Raw genomic sequence first — 20509 nt, forward strand, 5'->3', positions numbered from 1 at the left:
CTGACCAGTCCCTTCATGCACACAGCCCTTGCAGGAACCATTCGGGCACCCCGCCCCGCCCGTCTCCGGCCAGGCCATTGCGATAGATCCAGTAGCGGCGGCCCTGGTCGTCCTCGATCCGGTAATAGTCGCGCAGGCGCGCGCTGGAGCGTTCGCGCCACCATTCCGGGGCGATCCGTTCCGGCCCTTCGGCGCGGGCGATTTCGTGGACCTGCCCACGCCAGCGGAACCGGCGCGGCAGGCCATCGGGGCTGGCATAGAGCACCGCGATCGGCTCGGCCCGGTCAAGCAGCTTCAAGGGCGGCGCGTGAAAGGCCAGTTGCCCCTGCACTGCCCGCTCCGGCTCCAGCGGCGGCACCCAGCGCTGGGCGCGTTCCGGCACGTGGCTGGCCACTGCCAGCGGGCGGCGCACTGCGCTTTCCCCCAGCCGCGCGGCCAGCCGGTCGATACAGGCGGAAAGCGAGGTGCCGTGCGCCTCTGCCGCCTGCTCGAAATCGGCCTGGCTGAGCGCCAGCGGCTCGCACCACGGGGCGGAGAGGCGCGCCAGTTCGATCCCGAAGCCCGCGTCCAGATCGTCCAGCTTGCCCCCGAACAGGCGCGCAACATGAGCCGCGTCGCGGCTGGCAGCGGCCAGTTCCAGGCGGCGCGACAGGACTTCGCCGTCGACCTTCCACAGCGCCAGTTCCAGCCGCCGCGCGCCCTGCGCCTGCCCTTCCAGCAAGCGCGCCATGTCTGCTGCCAGATCGCCCAGCACCTGATCGAGCAGGCTGCGGTGGCGGATTGGCTCCATCAGGCGGCGCTGGACCAGCGGCACTTGTGCGGCGATGACCGGCAGCAGCGGTTCGGGCACCTTGCCGAGCAGCTGGTCCAGCCGGATCAGGGGATTGGCAGCAGGCGCGCGGCTGTTGCGAAAGCGCCGGGCCAGGGCATCACGCGCCACGCCGGACAGGTCGCGGATCCGCTTCAGCCCGAGGCGGCGCAGCACCAGCAGGGTCGCGGGATCAAGCCGCAGCGCCGCGACGGGCAGGTCGTCCAGCTGCGTAGTCCCTTCGTGCAAAATCGCCCGTTCCGGCCCGTAATGCGACAAGGCCCAGGCCGCGCCTGCGGTGGGCGCCAAGGCCAGCCGGGCGGTCAGGCGCCGTGCCGCCAGCCGCAGCGCGGCATCGTCCAGCAGCGCTGCCTCTCCGCCAAACAGGTGCGCGACGCCGGTCACGTCGAGCAGCAGCCCGTCGGGCGGATCGATCGCCGACCACGGTCCCCAGCGCTGTGCCCAAATCGCCAACCGTTCCAGAAAGGCCCGGTCGCCCGCCGGATCACCGGGCGCCACGGCCAGATCGGGACAGAGCGCGCGGGCATCGGCCAGCATGGTGCCGCTTTGCACTCCGGCCCGGCGCGCCGCCGCATTGATCGCGGCCAAGCGCGGCCCATGCGCGGTTTCGGCCAGCAGGGCGAACGGCGCGGGGCTTTCCCCCTCAGCCAGTTGCCAACGGTCTATCGCCAGCTGCGGGCACCAGATCGAGAGGATGCGGCGCGCCATGATCAGCCATGAACCCGGCTTTCGCCATGCTGGTCCGAGGTCGAGCCTGAATCCGGCGAGCGCAGGGTCAGAGCGCCCTGCCCGCCTTCCACCAGCCATGACCCGGGAGGATGCGCGCGGGCGCGAAACAGTTCGGCCTGCCAGGCAGGCACTCCCGGCGCGGCGGGGTTCCAGCGCGAGGGACGCGACGGAGCCGCCCTGGCCTCCCACCGCTGACGCGCGGAAGACAGCCCATGCTCCGCATCCAGCCGGACCAGCCACAGCGGCACGCCATGCCGCTCTACTGCCAGACTAAGCCGCCGCGCCGCCGTGAAGTTCAGCGCTTTCGGATTGCCGGCGATTTCGCCGATGACAAAGGCCAGGTCGCGGCAGCGCAGCCCTTCCTCCAGAGCGAACAGCGCGTCTTCCGGAGTCTTGGCGGCCACGTGGATCAGGCGGTGACGCAGCGCGGGCGGAAGTCCCGGCTGGTAAGGCCGCCCGCCCAGCCGGATCGCGCGCGCATCCTGCACCCACAGCCAGCTACGCTCGTTCTGCTGCGGCCGATTCAGGGCCATGGCCAGCGCCAGGGCGGCCCCGGTCGCCTCTGTGCCGGACGCGAACACTTCGCCGTGCAGAGGCCCTGCATCCAGTCCCGGACGCCAGCGCGGCAGGCTGGGCCGGGAGGGCGCGGCAGGGGGCGCAAAGGCGGAAAGAGGGGTAATGGCAGTCATGGGGCGAGTCTCAATGTTCTATTTATGTTCTCACTCGTCCGATTCGCCAAGCCCCTTCTGCCCCTTTGTGCACGCCGCTTTTGCGGAACCGGTCCGCGCCCCGTGGAGTTCCCCTGATGCTCTCCAACCGAAAGGCGCTTTGATCATGCACTATGAAAACGGCAATCCCGACGAACTGAAGGAAAAGTTCTGGAAAGAGCTGGATGGCTCGCCCTTCGTCATGCTGGAACTGGACGGTCACAGCGGTGATGCAGCGCCGATGACCGCGCAGCTGGACGAGGACGCCAATTCCGCGATCTGGTTCTTCACCAGCCGCTCCGGCGCCTTTGCCGCCATGGGTCCGGCCACGGCGACCTTTTCGGCCAAGGGCCACAACCTGTTCGCCCGCTTTGACGGCGTGCTGAGCGAAGAGGCCGACCGCGCCCGGATCGACCAGTTCTGGTCCAACATGATCGAGGCCTGGTTTCCGCAAGGCAAAGGCGACCCTAACCTGCTGCTGATGCGCATGGACCTGGGTCAGGCCAAGATCTGGGATTCCAACCTGGGCCTGATGGGCACGGCCAGGATGCTGCTGGGCATGGATGCCCGGGCCGACGCCCAGAACAACACGGTCGAAACGAAGCTCTGACCCCCAAAAGGAAGGGCCGCTCCCACCAGGGGAACGGCCCGAACCTTTTTGCCTGTGTGCCAGGTCAGTCGTTGATGTCGATCCCGCCAGGCAGCGGCGGAACCGGCTGCTGCGGCGCATCGGCGTCTTCCTCGTGCACTTCGACCCGGCCGAGCCCGACGTGGCTGCGGCTGCGGCTGTAGCCGAAGTAGACCAGCAGGCCGACTGCGGCCCACCCGACGAACAGCAACTTGGTATAGGCCGACAGGCTCCAGAACAGATAGACGCAGCCGATTGCCGCCAGCGGGGCAACCAGCATCACTGCCGGAGTGCGGAACGGACGCGCCCGGTTCGGATCGCGCTTGCGAAGAACCAGCACGGCAATCGCCACCATGGCAAAAGCGAACAGGGTGCCCGAGTTCGAGATGTCCGCCAGGGCGCCCACCGGGAACAAGGCGGCGAAGAACGCCACGAACACGCCGGTGATCATCGTGACCACGTGCGGCGTCCTGTACTTCGGGTGGACCTTGCTCAACACTTCGGGAAGCAGGCCGTCGCGGCTCATCACGAAGAAGATGCGGGTCTGGCCGAACATCATCATCAGAATGACCGAAGGCAGAGCCAGACCGGCGGCAAGGCCAACCAGGTTGCCAACTTGCTGCCAGCCGATTTCACGCAGGGTCCAGGCCAGGGCTTCCTTGGAGCAGACCACCACTTCGGTCGCCTGCGCGGCGCAGGCAGCGGCCAGTTCCTTGCTCCCCGGCGCAATGGCATTGCCCGCTGCGTCAAAGAGCGGCTGCGCGCCGACCGAACCGATCACGCCCGCTGCCACCAGCAGGTAGAACAGGGTGCAGATGGCAAGGCTGCCGATCAGGCCGATGGGCATGTTGCGCTGTGGATTCTTCGTTTCTTCCGCTGCGGTCGAAACCGCGTCGAAGCCGACATAGGCAAAGAAGATCGAAGCCGCTGCCGCCGAAATCCCGCCAAAGCCGAGCGGCGCGAAGGGTTCGAAGTTCTGGCTGTTCATCACCGGCACAGCCAGGACCACGAACAGCGTCAGCGCGGCGATCTTCACGGCCACCAGGATGGCGTTGACGAAGGCGCTTTCCTTGGTGCCGATGATCAGCAGCCAGGTCACGAACAGCGAGATGAGGAAGGCCGGAACGTTGAACAGGCCGCCGTCGATCGGGCCAGCCGTCCACATGGTTCCCAGATCAAGCCCCAGGAACTCCCTGAGCAAGCCGGTGAAATAACCGGACCAGCCGACCGCGACGGCCCCGGCCGCAACCGCATATTCCAGCACCAGAGCCCAGCCGACCATCCAGGCCAGCATCTCGCCCATCACTGCATAGCTGTAGGTATAGGCCGATCCCGAAACGGGGACCATGGATGCCATCTCAGCGTAACAAAGCGCGGCTACGGCGCAGACGAAACCTGCGATGATAAAGCTGATCATCATACCCGGCCCGGCCTTCTGCGCTGCCTCTGCGGTCAGCACGAAGATGCCGGTGCCGATAATCGCGCCCACACCCAGCATGGTCAGCTGGAAAGCACCCAGAGAGCGGTGGAGCGATTTCTTTTCGGCAGTGGCCAGGATGGCGTCTAATGGTTTGACGCGTCCAAACATCGAAATCCCCTAAATATAGCAGCCCGATACACCGCCGGGCGGCATGTCTTGTCCTGGCGCGGAAGCTAGCGGCACGCTGCAACTTGGCAAGGGCTAACTGCCAAGCCTTCCCCAGATTGTGCGGAACGTATAAGGCCGCAGGCATGTCCACGACTTTCCAGCTCGACACGGCGACCAGCCGGGCCAACCCGACCCCCGCTCCGATGAAGCGGCTGACCATCCCCGCGATCCGCCGGCGCAAGGTGGACGGCGTGACTGCCCAGCCGGTGGTCATGCTGACTGCCTATACCGCGCGGCAGGCGCAATTGCTGGATGCGCACTGCGATCTGCTGCTGGTCGGGGATTCGCTCGGTCAGGTGATCTATGGCCTGCCCTCCTCGGTCCCGGTCACGCTGGACATGATGGCGGCGCATGGCGCGGCCGTGGTCCGCGGTTCCTATCACGCGGCAGTCGTGGTCGACATGCCCTTCGGGGCCTATGAAGCATCGCCGCAGCAGGCCTTCGAAAGCGCCGCGCGCCTGCTCAAGGAAACCGGCTGCGCGGCGGTGAAGCTGGAAGGCGGCGCGGCCATGGCCGAAACCGTCGCATTTCTGACCCAGCGCGGCATTCCGGTCATGGGCCATGTCGGCCTGACCCCGCAGGCGGTCAACGTGCTTGGCGGCTATAACGCGCGCGGCCGCAGCGATGCAGAGGCCAGGAAGATCATCACCGACGCGCAGGCGCTGGACGATGCTGGTGCCTTTGCCGTCGTAGTCGAAGGCGTGGTTGAACCCATCGCCATCGAAGTGACCAAGGCGATCAAGTGCCCGACCATCGGCATCGGCGCTTCGGCGCAGTGCGACGGGCAAGTGCTGGTGACCGAGGACATGCTGGGCATGTTCGAGCGGGTCCCGCGCTTCGTGAAACGGTATGAAAACATCGCCGAGACCATTTCCGGCGCGGCCGAGCGCTATGCAACCGAAGTGCGCGCCCGCACGTTCCCCGGCGTCGAACAGACCTATCAGCCCAAGTAAGCTTGCCAGTCCGCCATCCGGTTGACGCGAGACGCTTTGAATCTACAGGGTCATTCCATGCTGATGAAGTTCTACAAGGGTTCGATACTCTTCACCGCCGTCTGCCTTGCGCTGGGCGCCTGGTATGGCTGGTCGCAGACCGGAAGCCTGTCTGCCACGGCATCGATGCTGTGGATCATCTTCGTCCTGTCGATCCTGGAAGTCTCGCTCTCGTTCGATAACGCCGTGGTCAATGCCGCCGTGCTGAAAGACATGGACGACATCTGGCAGCGCCGCTTCCTGACCTGGGGCATGGTGATCGCCGTGTTCGGCATGCGGATCGTCTTCCCGCTCGCCATCGTGGCGATTGCCGCAGGGCTGGGGCCGATGGCGGCGCTGGACCTGTCGCTCAACAACCCGCAGCAGTATGAAGCCATCGTTTCCAGCGCCCACGTCGGCATTGCCGGATTTGGCGGGGCCTTCCTGGCCATGGTCGGCCTGTCGTTCTTCTTCGACGGGGAAAAGGACGTCCACTGGATCACCTGGGTCGAGGAAAAGCTGAGCGTCATTTCGAACATCAAGGCTGCGGAAATCGCGGTCCTGCTGATCGCGCTCTATTTCATCTCGCGGATCCTTCCGCCCGAGGAAGCGCTGGTCTTCATGGTTTCGGGCACGCTCGGCCTGGTCTGCTTCATCGCGGTCGAGGCGATCAGCACGATTCTGGAAATGCGGGACGAGGCACTGGCGATGCAAGGCGCGGTGGTCCGTTCGGGTCTGGGCGGCTTCCTGTACCTCAACGTGCTGGACGCCTCGTTCAGCTTCGATGGCGTGATCGGCGCCTTCGCGCTGTCGAACAACATGGTGATCATTGCCCTGGGCCTGTCGATCGGTGCGATGTTCGTGCGTTCGATGACCATTCACCTGGTCAAGCAAGGCACCCTGGCAGAGTATCGCTACCTGGAACACGGCGCGTTCTGGGCGATCATTGCCCTGGGCGCGATCATGCTGCTGTCGGCGAAGTTCCACATCCCCGAAACAGTCACCGGGCTGATCGGCGCTGTGTTGATCGGGTTGTCGCTGTGGTGGTCGGTGCGGCACAACCGCCGCAATCCAGACGTGGAAATCGAAGCCGCCGTCAGGTCCGATTGAGCCGGTTGGCTATCGGCGCAGCCAGAACCAGCTGCGCCAGGTGGTAAAGCAGGATCGGCAGCAGGACCACGCCCGCCACCGCCGGCTTGAACAGCACCGAGGCAAGTGGTGCGCCCATGGCAATGCTCTTTTGCGCCCCGGCGAAGAGCAGGCTGACGCGGTTCGCCCGGTCCAGCCCGACCAGCGCGCCTAGCAGCCATGCGCCGAGGTGGCCGACCACCAGGAAAATCGCCACGCCGCCCAGCAACCAGACCCAGCCCGCAGGCTCCACCTGGTTCCAGAACCGCTGCTCGACCGCACCGGAGAAGGCGACATAGACCGCGATGGCAATCGAGCCACGATCAAACCAGGTGGTGAGTTGCTTGTTGTCTTTCACCCAGCCCGACAGCCTGCCCTGCATGACCTGGCCCAACATGAACGGGACCAGCAGGATCATCACCACCTTGATCAGGCCATCGGCGTGAAACCCGGCCTCTCCCCCGCCGCCGAGCAGGGAGAACAGGGGCGCGGTCACGAAGACGCCGAGCAGGTTGAGCAAGGCCGCCGCAACCACGGAACTCGCCACGTTGCCCCCGGCCAGCGAGGAATAGGCCGTGGCCGATTGCACGGTCGAGGGCAGGCAGCCAAGGTAGAGAAAGCCCAGCGCGATCAGCGGCGGCATCCACCCCTGCCCGCCCTGCCACAAGGCCCAGCCAGCCAGCGCCAAGCCGCCAAAGCACCACAGGGTCAGCGGCCAGAGGAAGCGGTGGTTGGACAGGCCCGCCGCCACTTCATGCCGTGGCAGCCGCACGCCATTCAGGAAGAACAGCAGGAAAACCGCGGCATTGGCTACGAACTGGGCGATCCCCCGCGCCGGGCCGGTAACGGGCACCAGCACGGCGAGGAGGATGGCCAGGGTCAACAGACGGACCATCGGGTCGATGCGGCTTAGCAGAGTCACAGCGGCCCCTTAGGCGGTTCAGCCCGGTTTAGCGACCCGCAAGCTTCGGAGCAGGCGCAGGCGTGGCCGAGAAACGCGGCGCCGGGGCCGGCTGCACCATTCCGCCTTCCTCGATGAAAGTGCCGCGCGCCACGTTGTGCGGATGCTGCGGCGCTTCCTTCAGGCTGAGCACCGGGGCGAAGCAGATGTCGGTCCCATCCATGATCGCGCACCATTCGTCACGGGTCTTGGTCAGGATCAGGGCGGTCATCCGCTCCTTCAGCTCGTCCCACTTGGCCGGGTTCATCTGCTGGGCAAAGTCGGCATCCTCCTTCAGCCCGGTCTTTTCCATCAGCAGGGCATAGAACTGCGGCTCGATCGAGCCGAGCGAGATCCACTTGCCGTCCTTGGTTTCGTACGTGTCATAGAAGTGCGTACCGCTGTCGAGCAGGTTGACCCCGCGCTCGTCCTTCCACTGGCCGTTGCCCAGGAAGGTATAGGTCATGGCCGACAGGATCGCCGCGCCGTCAACCATCGCGCAGTCGACCACCTGGCCCTGCCCGCCCGACCGGGCGTGCAGCACTGCGGACACGACGCCGAAGGCCAGCATCATGCCGCCGCCGCCGAAATCGCCCACGGCATTGACCGGGAAAGTCGGCTTTTCGCCCTTGCGGCCATAGGAATGGAGCGCGCCGGACAGGGCGATATAGTTGATGTCATGCCCCGCCAGAGGCGCCATCGGTCCTTCCTGGCCCCAGCCGGTCATGCGGCCGATCACCAGCTTGGGATTGATCGCGTGAAGCACGTCCGGACCCAGGCCCAGCCGTTCCAGCACGCCGGGACGATAGCCTTCGATGAGGGCATCGGCGCTTTTCACCAGTTCCTTGATCTGGTCGATTGCGGCGGGATCCTTGAGGTCCAGTTCGATCCGCTCGCGGTTGCGGTTCAGGATGTCGCGGTTGCCGCCATCGCCAAAGCGCCCGCTGGTGCCCGGCCGCTCAACCCGGATCACCCTTGCGCCGTGGTCGGCCAGCATCATCCCGCAGAACGGGCCCGGCCCGATTCCGGCCAATTCGATGACGGTCACACCCTGAAGAACGCCTGCCATATCCATCCTCTCCACAAAATTTAATCGCGCGGTTGAAATTGCCTTTAAGAGGCTGCCGCGCGGCTTGTCGAGAGGGCTTGGCGCAATTTCAGGTTTGCAGATCGTACTGCTTCAAGAGGTCGTAAAGCGTCGGGCGGCTGATCCCCAGCAGCTTGGCCGTGTTGGAGATGTTGCCTTCGCTGCGCGCCAGGGCATGGCGAATGACCTTGCGGTCCGCTGCCTCGCGCGCCGATTTGAGGTTGAGAGCCTGGGTATCGTCCTCCGTCCCACCGGCCAGGTCCAGGTCTTCCGCAGCGATCAACTTGCCATCGGCCATGATCACCGCGCGCTTCACCCGGTTTTCCAGCTCGCGCACGTTGCCGGGCCAGGGCCAGGCGTCGATGGCGGCGAGCGCATCGGGCGCAAAGCCTTTGACCGCAGGGTTCATTTCGCGTGCAAAGCGGGCGAGGAACGCCTTGGCCAGCAGGGCCGCATCGCCCGGACGTTCGGCCAGGCTGGGGATTTTCACGACGATTTCGGCCAGGCGGTAGAACAGGTCTTCGCGGAACCGGCGCTCGGCAATCATCGCTTCAAGGTTCTGGTGCGTGGCGCAGACGATCCGCGTGTCGACCGCGATGGACTTGCGCGAGCCGATCCGCTCGATCACCCGCTCCTGCAAAAAGCGCAGTAGCTTGACCTGCAAGGGCAGCGGAATGTCGCCCACTTCGTCAAGAAACAGCGTGCCGCCCGCCGCGAGTTCGATCTTGCCCTCGGTCGTCTTGACCGCGCCGGTAAAGGCCCCCTTCTCGTGCCCGAACAGTTCGCTTTCCAGCAGGTTTTCGGGGATGGCGGCGCAGTTGATCGCGACGAAGGCCCCGCCGCGCCGGTCGCTTGCCTCGTGCAGGCCGCGCGCCAGCAGTTCCTTGCCGGTGCCGCTGGCCCCCAGCAGCATGACCGAGACATTGGTATTGGCGACCCGCTCTATCGTGCGGGCCACTTTGACCATTTCCGGCGCGGCGGTGATCAGCCGCCCCAGCACCCGGTGGTCCTCGCCCACCTTTTCCGCCAGCTTGCGGTTTGCCGCTTCGATCTGGTGCAATTGCAGCGCGCGCCGGACGATCAGGCCCAGAGTCTCGATGTCCACGGGCTTCTGGTAAAAGTCATAGGCCCCGCGCGCGATGGCCTGAAGGGCGGATTCGCGCGCGCCATGGCCCGATGCCACGATTACCTTGGTATCCGGCTTCAGCGCCATGATCTCGTCCAGCACGGCAAAGCCTTCGCTGGTGCCATCGGGATCAGGCGGCAAGCCCAAGTCAAGCGTGACGACCGGCGGCTCCTCGCTGCGTAGTGCCGCAAGCGCTCCGGCACGGTCCGTCGCCTGGATCACTTCGAAATCCGGATAGGCCCATTTGAGCTGCGCCTGAAGCCCGGCATCGTCCTCCACGATCAGCAGCTTGGGTTTGGGTTCAGTCATGTCATGCCACCTTTGCACCGGCAAAGCCGATGGAATTCAGGCCCTGCGCGGCACCGGGCTGGGCCAGTGGGAGAACCACGGCGAAGCGCGTGCCCAGCCCTTCCCGGCTTTCCACTTCCAGCCGCCCGCCCATGGCGCGCACCAGTTCGCGCGCTTCGTAAGCGCCGATGCCGAAGCCGCCGGGCTTTGTGGAATCGAACGGACGATAGAGCCGCGAGCGGATGAATTCCGCGCTCATGCCGGGGCCGGAATCGAGCACTTCGATCACGCCTTCCGCTCCTCTTGCTCCCACCGCAACCACGACCGGCGCGCCTGCGGGGCTGATGTCGATGGCGTTCTGCACCAGGTGAAGCAGCACCTGCTCCAGCGATTCCGGGCTGGCCACGACCACGCTGTCCTCGTTCTCAACCAGCGAGAGCGGATGCCGCGCCTTGAGTTGGTCCACCACAGAGCGCGCAATCGCATTGGCGCGGATCGGCGCGAGGGCTTCGATGTTGCCCGGACCATAGCGCGAAAGGCGCGACACCAGCGCGTTCAGCTTGTCGGTCGAATTGCGCAGGGTGACCAGCATGTCGGCGCGAAATTCCGGATTCTCGGCATGCAGTTCGGCATTGCGGGCGAGCAGGCCCAGCTGGCTGGCCAGATTCTTGATGTCATGCATGACAAAGGCGATGCGGCGGTGAAAGTCATCGAACCGCGCCGCTTCGGCCAGCGCCGCCTGCCCGGCGTTTTCAGCCAGATAGCTCGCGAGCTGACGCCCGACCACGCGCAGCAGGTCAAAGTCTTCCCAATCCAGCCGCCGGACATGGGCGGGCCGGGCGAGGACGACCATCCCTTCCAGCCGCTCGAAATGCAGCAATGGAACCAGCGCCCAGGCCTGCGGCTCTGCCAAAAGCCATTCCGGCAGCGCACTGGCAGCGCCTGCGGCTCGTTCCACATCGAGGTCAGGGATATACCCATCCTGCTCATACCGCCGCGCCAGGGTGTGACTCAGCGCCGCGGCCGGCACCGTCGCAATCGGCCAGTTCCACCGCGCTGCCAGTTCGAGCGCGCCGTTTTCTCCTGGCAGCAGCAGCAATCCCGCCGGACTATCGGTAATGTCTGCCACGGCCCGGATCACGCGCTGGTTCAGCGGTGCGCTGTCAGCCCCGGCAAGCCCGATCGTGCGGGTAAAGCGCAGCCACTCTGCCCGGTAGTCATAACGGTGCTGGAACAGGTTCTTGATCAGCGTCACCCGCAGCCAGCCGCGCAGGCGCGGGGAAAGCGCGGTCAGGATCCCCGCCAGCGCAATCGCCACTACGAACGCGATCTGCAACAAGGCCGCATTTTCGCTGCCGGCAAAGGATAGCCACTGCGCCACGGCAACCATGACCGTCAGGTAGCCGCCGATCAGCAAGAGCGAGACTGTCTGGAACGTCACCGCGCGCGAAGGCTGGAACCGCAGGCTTTCGCTCTTCTCCACCGCTCCCAGCGCCAGCAGCCCGGCGACCGGAACTGCGAACAGCCCGCGCAGCAGGGCAATGACCTGCGGAGTGGCCTCAGAGAGATAGGCAATCGCATAGAAGTGCAGATCCACGATCCACAGCAGCGCCGCCGCAATGGCCGGCCAGCGAATGATCAGGCGCGATTGCTGCGCCGCCCCTGCATAAAGGTTGTGGACCAGCACCAGCCCGCCAACGGCAACCAGCAGCCGCAGCGAAACCAGCGAATGAAAGGCAAACCCGGCAGAGACCGGCACCTGCCGCAGCGACAGGATCAGGAAAATTGCGACCTGCAAGAACTCCACGAAAGCCAGCGCGGCAAGCATGGGCCGGACCGGCCTGACCGAAGCGAGCCGTCCATCCATGCTGAAGAGGCGATAGAGCGCAAAGATCCAGGCCAGGTTGCGCAGGCTCTCGGCCAGTCGGACCGCGCCGGATTCCAGGCCTGCCCCGGCTCCGGTCATCAACCACAGCGCGGTAAGCCCGACGGCGACATTGAGAGCAGTATCAGCCGCACCAAACCGCCCGCGCCGCCGCTGCAACCACGCGAGCGCAAGCAGGCAGGCAAGCGCGCCCATGCTCCAGAACAGGGCGTCAATGCCGGATGGAAAGGAGAACGGCCAGAACATGGCAGGGCGAGCCTCGCGAAGGTTGCCTCTCTAGCCTAACTGCCATGTGTGAAATGTCGGTAAATTTTACAGAATGCGGTTAACTTCGCCCTATCGGCCAAAGGAGAATGGGGTAAGGCCGCGGCTGCGTTCATCGAATTGCAGGGCCGCACCACGCGGCGGCAAGGACCGCTGCTGGCAATCGCCCCGATGGCAACGCGCGCAGCCAGGACCGGTCCGGGCCTCTTGCGCCGGATCGAGCGACAATCCCCGCGCTTGCGACAATTGCCGTGCCAGTTGCGCATCCAGTCCCAGCACCACGGCAAATTGCGCCGGGTTTCCACCGGGGGCAGCACTCCCCTCCACCGTCCGGGCCATGGTGAACCAGTGCGAGGTCTGACCGGAAGTCTCGGCAAATTCGACCGTCTGGACCTGGATCCGTCCTGCCTGCTCGAAGGCGCGGTGTACGTTCCACAGGGGGCAAGCAACGTCGCTTTCCAGCATGGTCGTCCCGCTGGCCCCGGCATAGCGCTTGGAAAACTGCCCGGCGCGGTCGATCCGCGCCATGAAGAACGGCAAGCCGCGCTGCCCCACCCGTTGCAGCGTGGTCAGACGGTGGGCGAGCTGCTCGAAGCCGACATTGAACCGGCGCTGGAGAATGGTCAGGTCATATCCGGTCGCCTCGCACGCGCGCATGAACCGGCCATAGGGCATCAGCAGGGCCGCCGCGAAATAGCCGGACAAGTGGCGGCGAAACAGCCGCCAGGCCGCGCGGTCGGCAAATTGCGCGCCATCGGCAATCGCGGCGATATGCTCGCCCTGCTCCAGCATGGCCAGTTGCAGCGCGACCTGGAAATTGCGCGAGGACTGATCGAGCAGTTCGGACAATTGCAATTGCCGGGCATGAAGGTCGAGCCGCCGCAAGGCATCGGGCATCACGTCATAGGGCAGGACGCGGACCGAAAGCTGGTGCTTCTGCCGCAAGCGTTCCGCCAGGGCCGCGCCCATGTCCGCGTTGGACAGCCGCAATTCGTCGTGAAGCGCCTCCGCCGCCGCATCCAGGTCGGCAAAGTGGTTGCGCCAGCGCTCGATCTCGCGCCGGGCCAGGTCCATCGGGTCGCTGGCGGCCACCTCCCCCACTCCGCCCCCAGCGTCGTAGAGCCGAGCAAAGGCCAGAGCAGCTTGCGGCGCGGCGGACAGCCATTCCGCAATCTCGTCGCGGTCGATTCCCAGGTCGGCGAAGCGTTCGTCGGCCAGACGGCGGCGCAGGCCATCGACCCCGCCCACGGCCTCGTCTTGACGCAGGCTGCGCGGATCGAAATCGAAGGTTTCGGCCAGCTGCACCAGCAGGCGCGCGGAAATCGGCCGCTGGTTGCGCTCGATCAGGTTGAGGTAGCTGGGCGATATGGCCAGGCGCGCGGCCATGGCGGCCTGGGTCAGCCCTTCGCGGCGGCGCAAGCGGCGAATGGCCGGTCCGGCCAGGAATGCGGTTTCTGCCATGCACGCCTTATGTAAATTAATTTACAGATTTGCAAGCGCGGCCTGCACCCTTCGGGCATCGATACAACAAATTTTGTAATTTGTCGTACGAGAATCACGGGCGGCGAGGTTACCCATGGTGCAGCAACTCCCCGATGGAGAAAGACCATGAGCTACACCGACATTATCGCCCAGGCAGATCAGACCATTGGCCAGAACGGCAACTGGGATGGCATCAGCGCCGAATCCGTCGCCCGCATGCGCCTCCAGAACCGCTTCAAGACCGGCCTGGACATTGCCAAGTACACCGCCGCGATCATGCGCCAGGACATGGCCGCCTACGACGCGGACCCGGCCAACTACACCCAGTCGCTGGGTTGCTGGCACGGCTTCATCGGGCAGCAGAAGCTCATCTCGATCAAGAAGCACTTCGGCACCACCAAGAGCCGCTACCTCTATCTCTCCGGCTGGATGATCGCCGCCCTGCGCAGCGAATTCGGCCCCCTGCCCGACCAGTCGATGCACGAAAAGACCTCGGTCCCGGCGCTGATCGAAGAGCTCTACACCTTCCTGCGCCAGGCTGATGCCCGCGAACTGGGCATGCTGTTCCGTGACCTCGACAATGCCCGCAAGGCTGGCGACGAAGTCACGGCCAAGCAGGTCCAGGCCAAGATCGACAACTACGAAACCCACGTCGTTCCGATCATCGCCGACATCGACGCCGGTTTCGGCAATGCCGAAGCGACCTACCTGCTTGCCAAGAAGATGATCGAAGCGGGCGCTTGCGCCCTGCAGATCGAAAACCAGGTTTCGGACGAAAAGCAGTGCGGCCACCAGGACGGCAAGGTTACCGTCCCGCACGAGGACTTCCTGGCGAAGATCCGCGCAATCCGTTACGCCTTCATGGAACTGGGCGTTGAAGACGGCATCATCGTTGCCCGCACCGACTCGCTGGGCGCTGGCCTGACCAAGCAGATCGCCTATACCCGCGAAGCTGGCGACATTGGCGACCAGTACAACAGCTTCCTCGATTGCGACGAAGTCGACGCCGGCAACATCGGCCACGGCGACGTGCTGATCACCCGCGACGGCAAGCTGCTCAAGCCGAAGCGCCTGCCCAGCAACCTCTACCAGTTCCGCGCCGGAACGGGTGAAGACCGCTGTGTCCTGGACTGCATCACCAGCCTGCAGAACGGCGCGGACCTGCTGTGGATCGAAACCGAAAAGCCGCACATCGGCCAGATTGGTGGCATGGTCAGCCGCATCCGCGAAGTCATCCCCAATGCCAAGCTGGTCTACAACAACTCGCCCAGCTTCAACTGGACGCTGAACTTCCGCCAGCAGGTGTTCGATGCCTGGACCGAAGCCGGCAAGGACGTTTCCGCCTATGACCGCGCCAAGCTGATGAGCGTCGATTACGACAACAGCGAACTGGCGGCAGAAGCCGACGAGCGCATCCGTACCTTCCAGCGCGATGCTGCCCGTGAAGCCGGCATCTTCCACCACCTGATCACGCTGCCGACCTATCACACCGCAGCGCTCAGCACCGACAACCTGGCCAAGGAATACTTCGGCGAACAGGGCATGCTGGGCTACGTCAAGGGCGTCCAGCGCCAGGAAATCCGCCAGGGCATCGCCTGCGTGAAGCACCAGAACATGTCTGGCAGCGACATCGGCGACGACCACAAGGAATACTTCGCCGGCGAAGCAGCCCTGAAGGCAGCTGGCGAACACAACACGATGAACCAGTTCGCGGCCTAACCAACCGCACCGATCTCCTGGGGAGGAGAAACGACGGCCGTCGGAGCGCCCCTTTCGCTCCGGCGGCCGTTACCTTTTGTGGGAAGGATCTCCCCCCTACTGCTGAGGCGGAGCCTGTCGAAGCCGGTCATTGGATAAATGGTTCACGCAGAGACGCAGAGAAGGAAGGGAGGCGCGGAGGCTGCCAGTTGTCGCAGGCACTTCCAATCTCGCGAAAATTCAGGCCCAGCGCAGAAGAAACCGCCAACAGGGCAGCAAGCACTCCTTAACGCCTCTGCGTCCTTTGCGTTCTCTGCGCGAACCCCTTGAAGCCCTGCCACCTAACGCAAAGACCGCTGGGCCCCGGCCTTCGCCGGGGTGACGGCTAATTTCCAAAACTCCGCTCAGGCTGAGCCTGTCGAAGCCGAACCGGTCAGCCCAACGTCAGAAACACTCACGCGCCAGGAATTCACGGCTTTCCGGGCTAATAAGCGCGGCGTGGCCGTAGTTCGGGTGGTCGATCAGCAACATCGCATTGCCCTGCCCGCTCTTCCACGCGGCAATCGCTTCGGGGGTGAAGTCGAAGTGCATGAAGTGGACCGCGCTGGCCTTGTTGTCGCTGGCGCGGGTGCGTTCAGTGTCGCCTTCGGGACGGGCGCGGATCACGATGTCGCCAATCTGGATGGCGATGTGGTTTTCCACCCCGCCAATTGTGCGCAGGAAAGCATCACGGCGGACCGGATCGCCCACTTCGAACAGGATCGTGCAGGTCAGTTCCGAACCCTTGGGCACCATCGGATCATAGGCCGCCAGTTCATCGACCAACTGCTCATGGCCGCCCTTTTCGATCCGCAGCATTTCCTGGATCTGCAGCCACATCGAATCCCAGTTTTCGAACAGGACAGTGGCGTTCGGCCCCACCGCGATGCGGGTGAGCTTCTTGCGGGCCAGGGCTTCCTGCTTCTTGTCGTTCCGGATCAGTTCGTACTGATCCAGCGGCAGAATGTCGGCAGGGGTAATGGTGCGGGTATCGCGAGGCATGGTTACAGTCCGTATGCTTGAGCCAGAACCTCGATCGGGTGGCCGATGCGAGCCGGGGGTTCGCCACCGTTCGAAGCAATCACCTGCTTCAGGTGCGGACCGGCCAGCGGGCATTCCGAAACGATCAGGTCCGGCTGTTCTTTCACCAGATTGCGCGCGGCAGGACGACCCACCTTGACCGCGCGGTCGAAGTTTTCCTTGAAGATGCCCCACTTGCCGCCATGGCCAGAGCAACGCTCGGTCAAGGCAGGCTTGGCTTCGGGGATCAGGCGGAGCATTTCCATCGCCTTTGGCCCCATGTTCTGGGCGCGAGCGTGGCAGGCAAAGTGCACGGCGATGCGCTTGTCCATCGGCTCGATCGGGGCCAGCCCGCTCTCCTTGGACAGGGCAACGATATATTCGGAGACGTCAAAGGTATGCTTGCTCAGCAGCTTCACCGTCTCGCTTTCCGGATCGATCAGCGGCCATTCGAACTTGAGCATCAGCGCGCAGGAGGTGGTCAGCGCGACGACGTCCCAGCCCTGTTCGATCAGCGGCGCAAAGTGTGCGGAAATCCGCTGCGAGGCGCTGGCCACGGCAGGCAGGTCGCCGTTTTCGAACTTGGGCATTCCGCAGCAATCGGGATGCTCGATCCGCACCTGGACGCCGTTGTGGGCCAGAACCTTGACCATGGCGAGACCCGGCCCGCCATCGTTGAATTCATCGTGGCAACCGGCATAGATCGCGACCTTCTTGCCGAAGGCCGGGCCATCCGGGTTCGGCGCAGGAACGATGCCGGGGGCCTGGCGCGTCAGGGAGACGTCCATGAATTCCGGCAGGTGCGCGCGGCGATCAATGCCGACGACCTTTTCCATCACCGGACGGGTCAGGCCATTGTTCTGGCGCGTGGCCCAGTTGGCGAGACCGGCAACGGCAGTACCCAGCCGGCCATTGCGGTCCATCTCGGCGAGCTGTTCGTCAGCGAAAGAGGTGAGGCCCTTGCGATGCTCAACCGCGCGATAGCGCAGCATCAGGTGCGGGAAATCCAGATCGAAGCTGTGCGGCGGGACATAGGGGCACTTCGTCATGAAGCACATGTCGCACAGCGTGCAGGCGTCCACGACGGCCTTCAGCTGCGGCGCAGTCAGGTCTTCGACTTCCTCGTTCGGCGCTTCGTCAATCGCGTCGAACAGGATCGGAAAGGAGTCGCAGAGGTTGAAGCAACGGCGGCAGCCGTGGCAAATGTCATAGACGCGGCGCAGCTCAGCTTCGAGCGCGGCTTCATCGTACCAGCTTTCGTCCTGCCACGGGATCGGATGACGAACGGGTGCTTCGAGGCTGCCTTCCATGACTTCCCCCTGAAATGTGGAATAGCGTTTTGAAGGGATGCTTCGGCAGGCGGGACAATCCCGCGCCTGCCGAAGACTGATACCTTGGCCGGAATTACGCGTCGGCGAGCAGGCCGTCGAGCGTCTTCTGGAACTTGCCGGCGTGGCTCTTTTCAGCCTTCGCCAGGGTTTCGAACCAGTCGGCGATTTCGTCGAAACCTTCGTCGCGAGCGGTCTTGGCCATGCCCGGGTACATGTCGGTGTACTCGTGGGTTTCGCCAGCGATCGAAGCCTTCAGGTTGGCAACGGTGTCGCCGATGGGTTCACCGGTGGCCGGATCGCCGCAAGCTTCGAGGTATTCGAGGTGGCCGTGGGCGTGGCCGGTTTCGCCTTCCGCGGTCGAGCGGAACACGGCGGCAACGTCGTTGTGGCCTTCGATGTCGGCCTTCTGTGCGAAGTACAGGTAACGGCGGTTGGCCTGGCTTTCGCCAGCGAATGCCGCCTTGAGGTTTTCCTCGGTCTTCGAGCCCTTGAGTTCCATGATCACTCTCCATGCTTGGGTGGAATCTGACCATGATTAATTGCGCCGATGCGGTTCATCTGGCCATCGGGAATTTCCGCGATCGGTAATCGGCTTAACCGATCAACTTAATGCGAATAATTCGCAATTCCGCATGAGTGGGCAAACTGCGCCTGCTCGTTCGCCCGTCCGTTCCCCCACTCCGCCCAAGCGTGGAACTGCGCAGGGACGCCATGGTTGAGGAAGCGGCAACACGCAATCCATGGAGGAACCTATGGGACAGTATGACTACACCGGGGTAACCGGTGCTTCCAACTATTCGGGCAGCGAAAGTGGCGAAAACCGCAACGGCAGCAATCGCGACCGCTGGGGTTCGTCCTATCAAAGCGGCTTCCGGGGAGAGAACCGGCGCAACACCGACAACGCGTGGTCGAACGACGAAGGCGACGAGTTCAGCAGCAACACCTATGGCACTTCGACCCGGCGGGGCAGCTCCGGTTCTGGTTCGAGCTACGGCTCGGGCAGCTATGGATCGGGCAGCACCAGTTCCAGCGGCTCGCGCTACTCCAACCCGCGCTCCGGCTCGACCAATGATTATGACGACGATTACGGTTCAAGCGGACGTTACAGCAGCGGTGGCTATGGCACTTCCAGCTATGGCAGCTCCAGCTATGGCACCGACGAGGACTATAGCACCGGCACCAGCTATGGCCGGGGCAACCGTTATGGCAGCTCCACCGACAGCAGCAGCAGCTATGGCCGCACGTCAGGCTCCTACGGCGCGCGGTCGGACTACAGCGACGATTACGACAACGAGGATTCGGAAACCAGCTATGGCCGCGACGATTATCGCGACGGCCTGGCCATCGACGAAACCCGTACCCTGATCTCGTCCAGCAAGGTCGAAGGGACTGCCGTCTACGACCGTGATGGATCGCGCATGGGGACGGTGCACAACTTCATGGTCAACAAGCGTTCGGGCCAGGTCGACTATGCCGTGCTGTCGTTCGGCGGCTTCCTGGGAATGGGCACCCGGTACTATCCCCTGCCGTGGGACATGCTGGAATATGACACCAGCCAGGGCGGCTATGTCGTGGACATGGACGAGGATGATCTGGATGAAGCTCCCAGCTTCCGCAGCGGCGAAGAACCGGACTTCAGCGACCGCTATGGCCAGCAGGTCTATGGCTATTACGGGATGCGGTACTGAACCGAAACCCTGGTGCCCCTGGCCCGACTCGAACGGGCACGTCTTGCGACAAACGATTTTGAGTCGTTCGCGTCTACCATTCCGCCACAGGGGCACTGTGGGTGATCTCGGCGCTTAGCGGCGAGACCGGATTACTTCAAGCGCGGAACATCCGCGTCGGAAAATAGAGGGCTGGTCCGGTAAAAGCGCCGGGTCAGCCCTTTACCGCTGTGGCAATCGCCTTGTGCAGGCGCGAGTGGAGTGCATCGTTGCCCGCCAGCACCTGCGCATCGCAGATCGGCTTGCTGATCCCGCGCCAGTCGGACACGAAACCGCCCGCTTCACGCACCAGCAGACAGCCCGCTGCCGTGTCCCAGGGCGATAGTCCGCTTTCCCAGAACCCTTCGTAGCGGCCCGCCGCAACCCAGGCGAGATCGAGCGAGGCCGCACCAAAGCGGCGGATACCGGCCACTTGCGGGGCCAGCGCGGCATAGATCTTCACCCATTCCGGGGCATCGCCGCGCCCGGCAAAGGGAATGCCGGTGGCGATCAGGCTTTCGTCCAGGTGACGCCGCGCCGACACGCGCAGGCGCGCATCGTGGAGCCATGCGCCGCGGCTCTTTTCAGCCCAGAAGCTTTCGTCGGTGATCGGCTGGTAAACCAGCGCCGCCGTCACGTCGCCCCAGCCCGAACCGTCCAGCTTGGGTTCCTGCACGGCAATCGAAACCGCGAAGTGCGGAATGCCGTGAAGGAAGTTGCTGGTGCCGTCGAGCGGATCGATGATGAAGCGGGGCTTGCCTTCTTCACCCAGGATCTCGCCGCCTTCTTCCATCAGGAAGCCCCAGCCGGGACGGGCTGCGCGCAGTTCGTCCCAGATGATGCGTTCGGCGCGCTGGTCCGCCTTGGACACGAAATCGGCCGGTCCCTTGCGGCTGGCCTGCAAGTGCTCCACCTCGCCGAAATCGCGGCGCAGGCGGCCACCGGCCTTGCGGGCAGCCTTTTCGATTACACGAATGATGCCAGAGACGACGGCCATCTGGGA

17 protein-coding genes and 1 tRNA gene are annotated in these 20509 nt (G+C 64.4%); 5 read left to right on the forward strand and 13 right to left on the reverse strand.

Annotated elements, in window-relative coordinates; genetic code table 11:
* Positions 1-13: 13 nt before the first annotated feature.
* Positions 14-1537: a DUF6504 family protein gene (locus tag ACQKOE_RS03365; protein ID WP_427511555.1), complete on the reverse strand. Its 1524-nt coding sequence runs from the start codon at positions 1535-1537 to the stop codon at positions 14-16.
* Positions 1538-1539: 2 nt separating this feature from the next.
* Positions 1540-2247 (reverse strand): hypothetical protein, encoded by a 708-nt coding sequence (locus ACQKOE_RS03370; RefSeq protein ID WP_427511556.1) that lies wholly within the window; start codon positions 2245-2247, stop codon positions 1540-1542.
* Between the two features lie 145 nt (positions 2248-2392).
* On the opposite strand from ACQKOE_RS03370, the gene ACQKOE_RS03375 reads away from it, so the two are divergent.
* The gene (locus ACQKOE_RS03375) at positions 2393-2875 is read left to right on the forward strand and encodes a pyridoxamine 5'-phosphate oxidase family protein (RefSeq protein ID WP_427511557.1); all 483 of its coding nucleotides are present in this window, start codon (positions 2393-2395) and stop codon (positions 2873-2875) included.
* 64 nt (positions 2876-2939) lie between these two features.
* Here the strand turns inward: ACQKOE_RS03375 and ACQKOE_RS03380 are convergent, their stop codons facing one another.
* Entirely contained in the window at positions 2940-4481 is a 1542-nt protein-coding gene (locus ACQKOE_RS03380; protein ID WP_427511558.1) for an amino acid permease, read from the reverse strand.
* A 143-nt stretch (positions 4482-4624) separates the two neighbouring features.
* On the opposite strand from ACQKOE_RS03380, the gene panB reads away from it, so the two are divergent.
* On the forward strand, positions 4625-5494 hold the full coding sequence (gene panB, locus ACQKOE_RS03385; RefSeq protein WP_427511559.1) for a 3-methyl-2-oxobutanoate hydroxymethyltransferase: 870 nt from the start codon (positions 4625-4627) through the stop codon (positions 5492-5494).
* A gap of 57 nt (positions 5495-5551) precedes the next feature.
* Entirely contained in the window at positions 5552-6622 is a 1071-nt protein-coding gene (locus tag ACQKOE_RS03390) for a DUF475 domain-containing protein (RefSeq protein WP_374587989.1), read from the forward strand.
* On the opposite strand, the gene ACQKOE_RS03395 is transcribed toward ACQKOE_RS03390, so the two are convergent.
* The 5 genes from ACQKOE_RS03395 to ACQKOE_RS03415 all read right to left on the reverse strand — a co-directional run bounded on the left by ACQKOE_RS03395 (position 6609) and on the right by ACQKOE_RS03415 (position 13691).
* A complete protein-coding gene (locus ACQKOE_RS03395; protein WP_427511560.1) occupies positions 6609-7562 on the reverse strand; it encodes a bile acid:sodium symporter family protein in 954 nt (317 codons plus the stop codon). The genes ACQKOE_RS03390 and ACQKOE_RS03395 overlap by 14 nt on opposite strands.
* A gap of 28 nt (positions 7563-7590) precedes the next feature.
* A complete protein-coding gene (locus ACQKOE_RS03400; RefSeq protein WP_427511561.1) occupies positions 7591-8649 on the reverse strand; it encodes a CaiB/BaiF CoA transferase family protein in 1059 nt (352 codons plus the stop codon).
* An 88-nt stretch (positions 8650-8737) separates the two neighbouring features.
* The gene (gene prsR, locus ACQKOE_RS03405) at positions 8738-10102 is read right to left on the reverse strand and encodes a PEP-CTERM-box response regulator transcription factor (RefSeq protein ID WP_427511562.1); all 1365 of its coding nucleotides are present in this window, start codon (positions 10100-10102) and stop codon (positions 8738-8740) included.
* Between the two features lies 1 nt (position 10103).
* Complete coding sequence (gene prsK / locus ACQKOE_RS03410; RefSeq protein WP_427511563.1) at positions 10104-12212, reverse strand: XrtA/PEP-CTERM system histidine kinase PrsK; 2109 nt, start codon at positions 12210-12212, stop codon at positions 10104-10106.
* Positions 12213-12302: 90 nt separating this feature from the next.
* On the reverse strand, positions 12303-13691 hold the full coding sequence (locus ACQKOE_RS03415) for a helix-turn-helix domain-containing protein (RefSeq protein WP_427511564.1): 1389 nt from the start codon (positions 13689-13691) through the stop codon (positions 12303-12305).
* Between the two features lie 147 nt (positions 13692-13838).
* Between ACQKOE_RS03415 and ACQKOE_RS03420 the strand changes: the two genes are divergently transcribed.
* Positions 13839-15431, forward strand: coding sequence for an isocitrate lyase (locus tag ACQKOE_RS03420; RefSeq protein WP_427511565.1), 1593 nt, complete (start codon positions 13839-13841; stop codon positions 15429-15431).
* Between the two features lie 423 nt (positions 15432-15854).
* Here the strand turns inward: ACQKOE_RS03420 and ACQKOE_RS03425 are convergent, their stop codons facing one another.
* The 3 genes from ACQKOE_RS03425 to ACQKOE_RS03435 all read right to left on the reverse strand — a co-directional run bounded on the left by ACQKOE_RS03425 (position 15855) and on the right by ACQKOE_RS03435 (position 18299).
* The gene (locus tag ACQKOE_RS03425) at positions 15855-16451 is read right to left on the reverse strand and encodes a DUF3501 family protein (protein ID WP_427511566.1); all 597 of its coding nucleotides are present in this window, start codon (positions 16449-16451) and stop codon (positions 15855-15857) included.
* Positions 16452-16453: 2 nt separating this feature from the next.
* On the reverse strand, positions 16454-17779 hold the full coding sequence (locus ACQKOE_RS03430) for a heterodisulfide reductase-related iron-sulfur binding cluster (protein ID WP_427511567.1): 1326 nt from the start codon (positions 17777-17779) through the stop codon (positions 16454-16456).
* A 94-nt stretch (positions 17780-17873) separates the two neighbouring features.
* Complete coding sequence (locus ACQKOE_RS03435; RefSeq protein WP_374588007.1) at positions 17874-18299, reverse strand: rubrerythrin family protein; 426 nt, start codon at positions 18297-18299, stop codon at positions 17874-17876.
* Between the two features lie 241 nt (positions 18300-18540).
* On the opposite strand from ACQKOE_RS03435, the gene ACQKOE_RS03440 reads away from it, so the two are divergent.
* The gene (locus ACQKOE_RS03440) at positions 18541-19488 is read left to right on the forward strand and encodes a PRC-barrel domain-containing protein (protein ID WP_427511568.1); all 948 of its coding nucleotides are present in this window, start codon (positions 18541-18543) and stop codon (positions 19486-19488) included.
* A gap of 10 nt (positions 19489-19498) precedes the next feature.
* On the opposite strand, the gene ACQKOE_RS03445 is transcribed toward ACQKOE_RS03440, so the two are convergent.
* Together ACQKOE_RS03445 and ACQKOE_RS03450 are read right to left on the reverse strand one after the other, a co-directional pair.
* A tRNA-Leu gene (locus ACQKOE_RS03445) sits at positions 19499-19582 on the reverse strand.
* A 99-nt stretch (positions 19583-19681) separates the two neighbouring features.
* Entirely contained in the window at positions 19682-20503 is an 822-nt protein-coding gene (locus ACQKOE_RS03450) for an inositol monophosphatase family protein (protein WP_427511569.1), read from the reverse strand.
* Positions 20504-20509 lie beyond the last annotated feature (6 nt).

Origin of the sequence: Novosphingobium sp. NPDC080210 (assembly GCF_050281025.1) — a bacterium.
In the GTDB taxonomy this organism is placed as follows: domain Bacteria; phylum Pseudomonadota; class Alphaproteobacteria; order Sphingomonadales; family Sphingomonadaceae; genus Novosphingobium.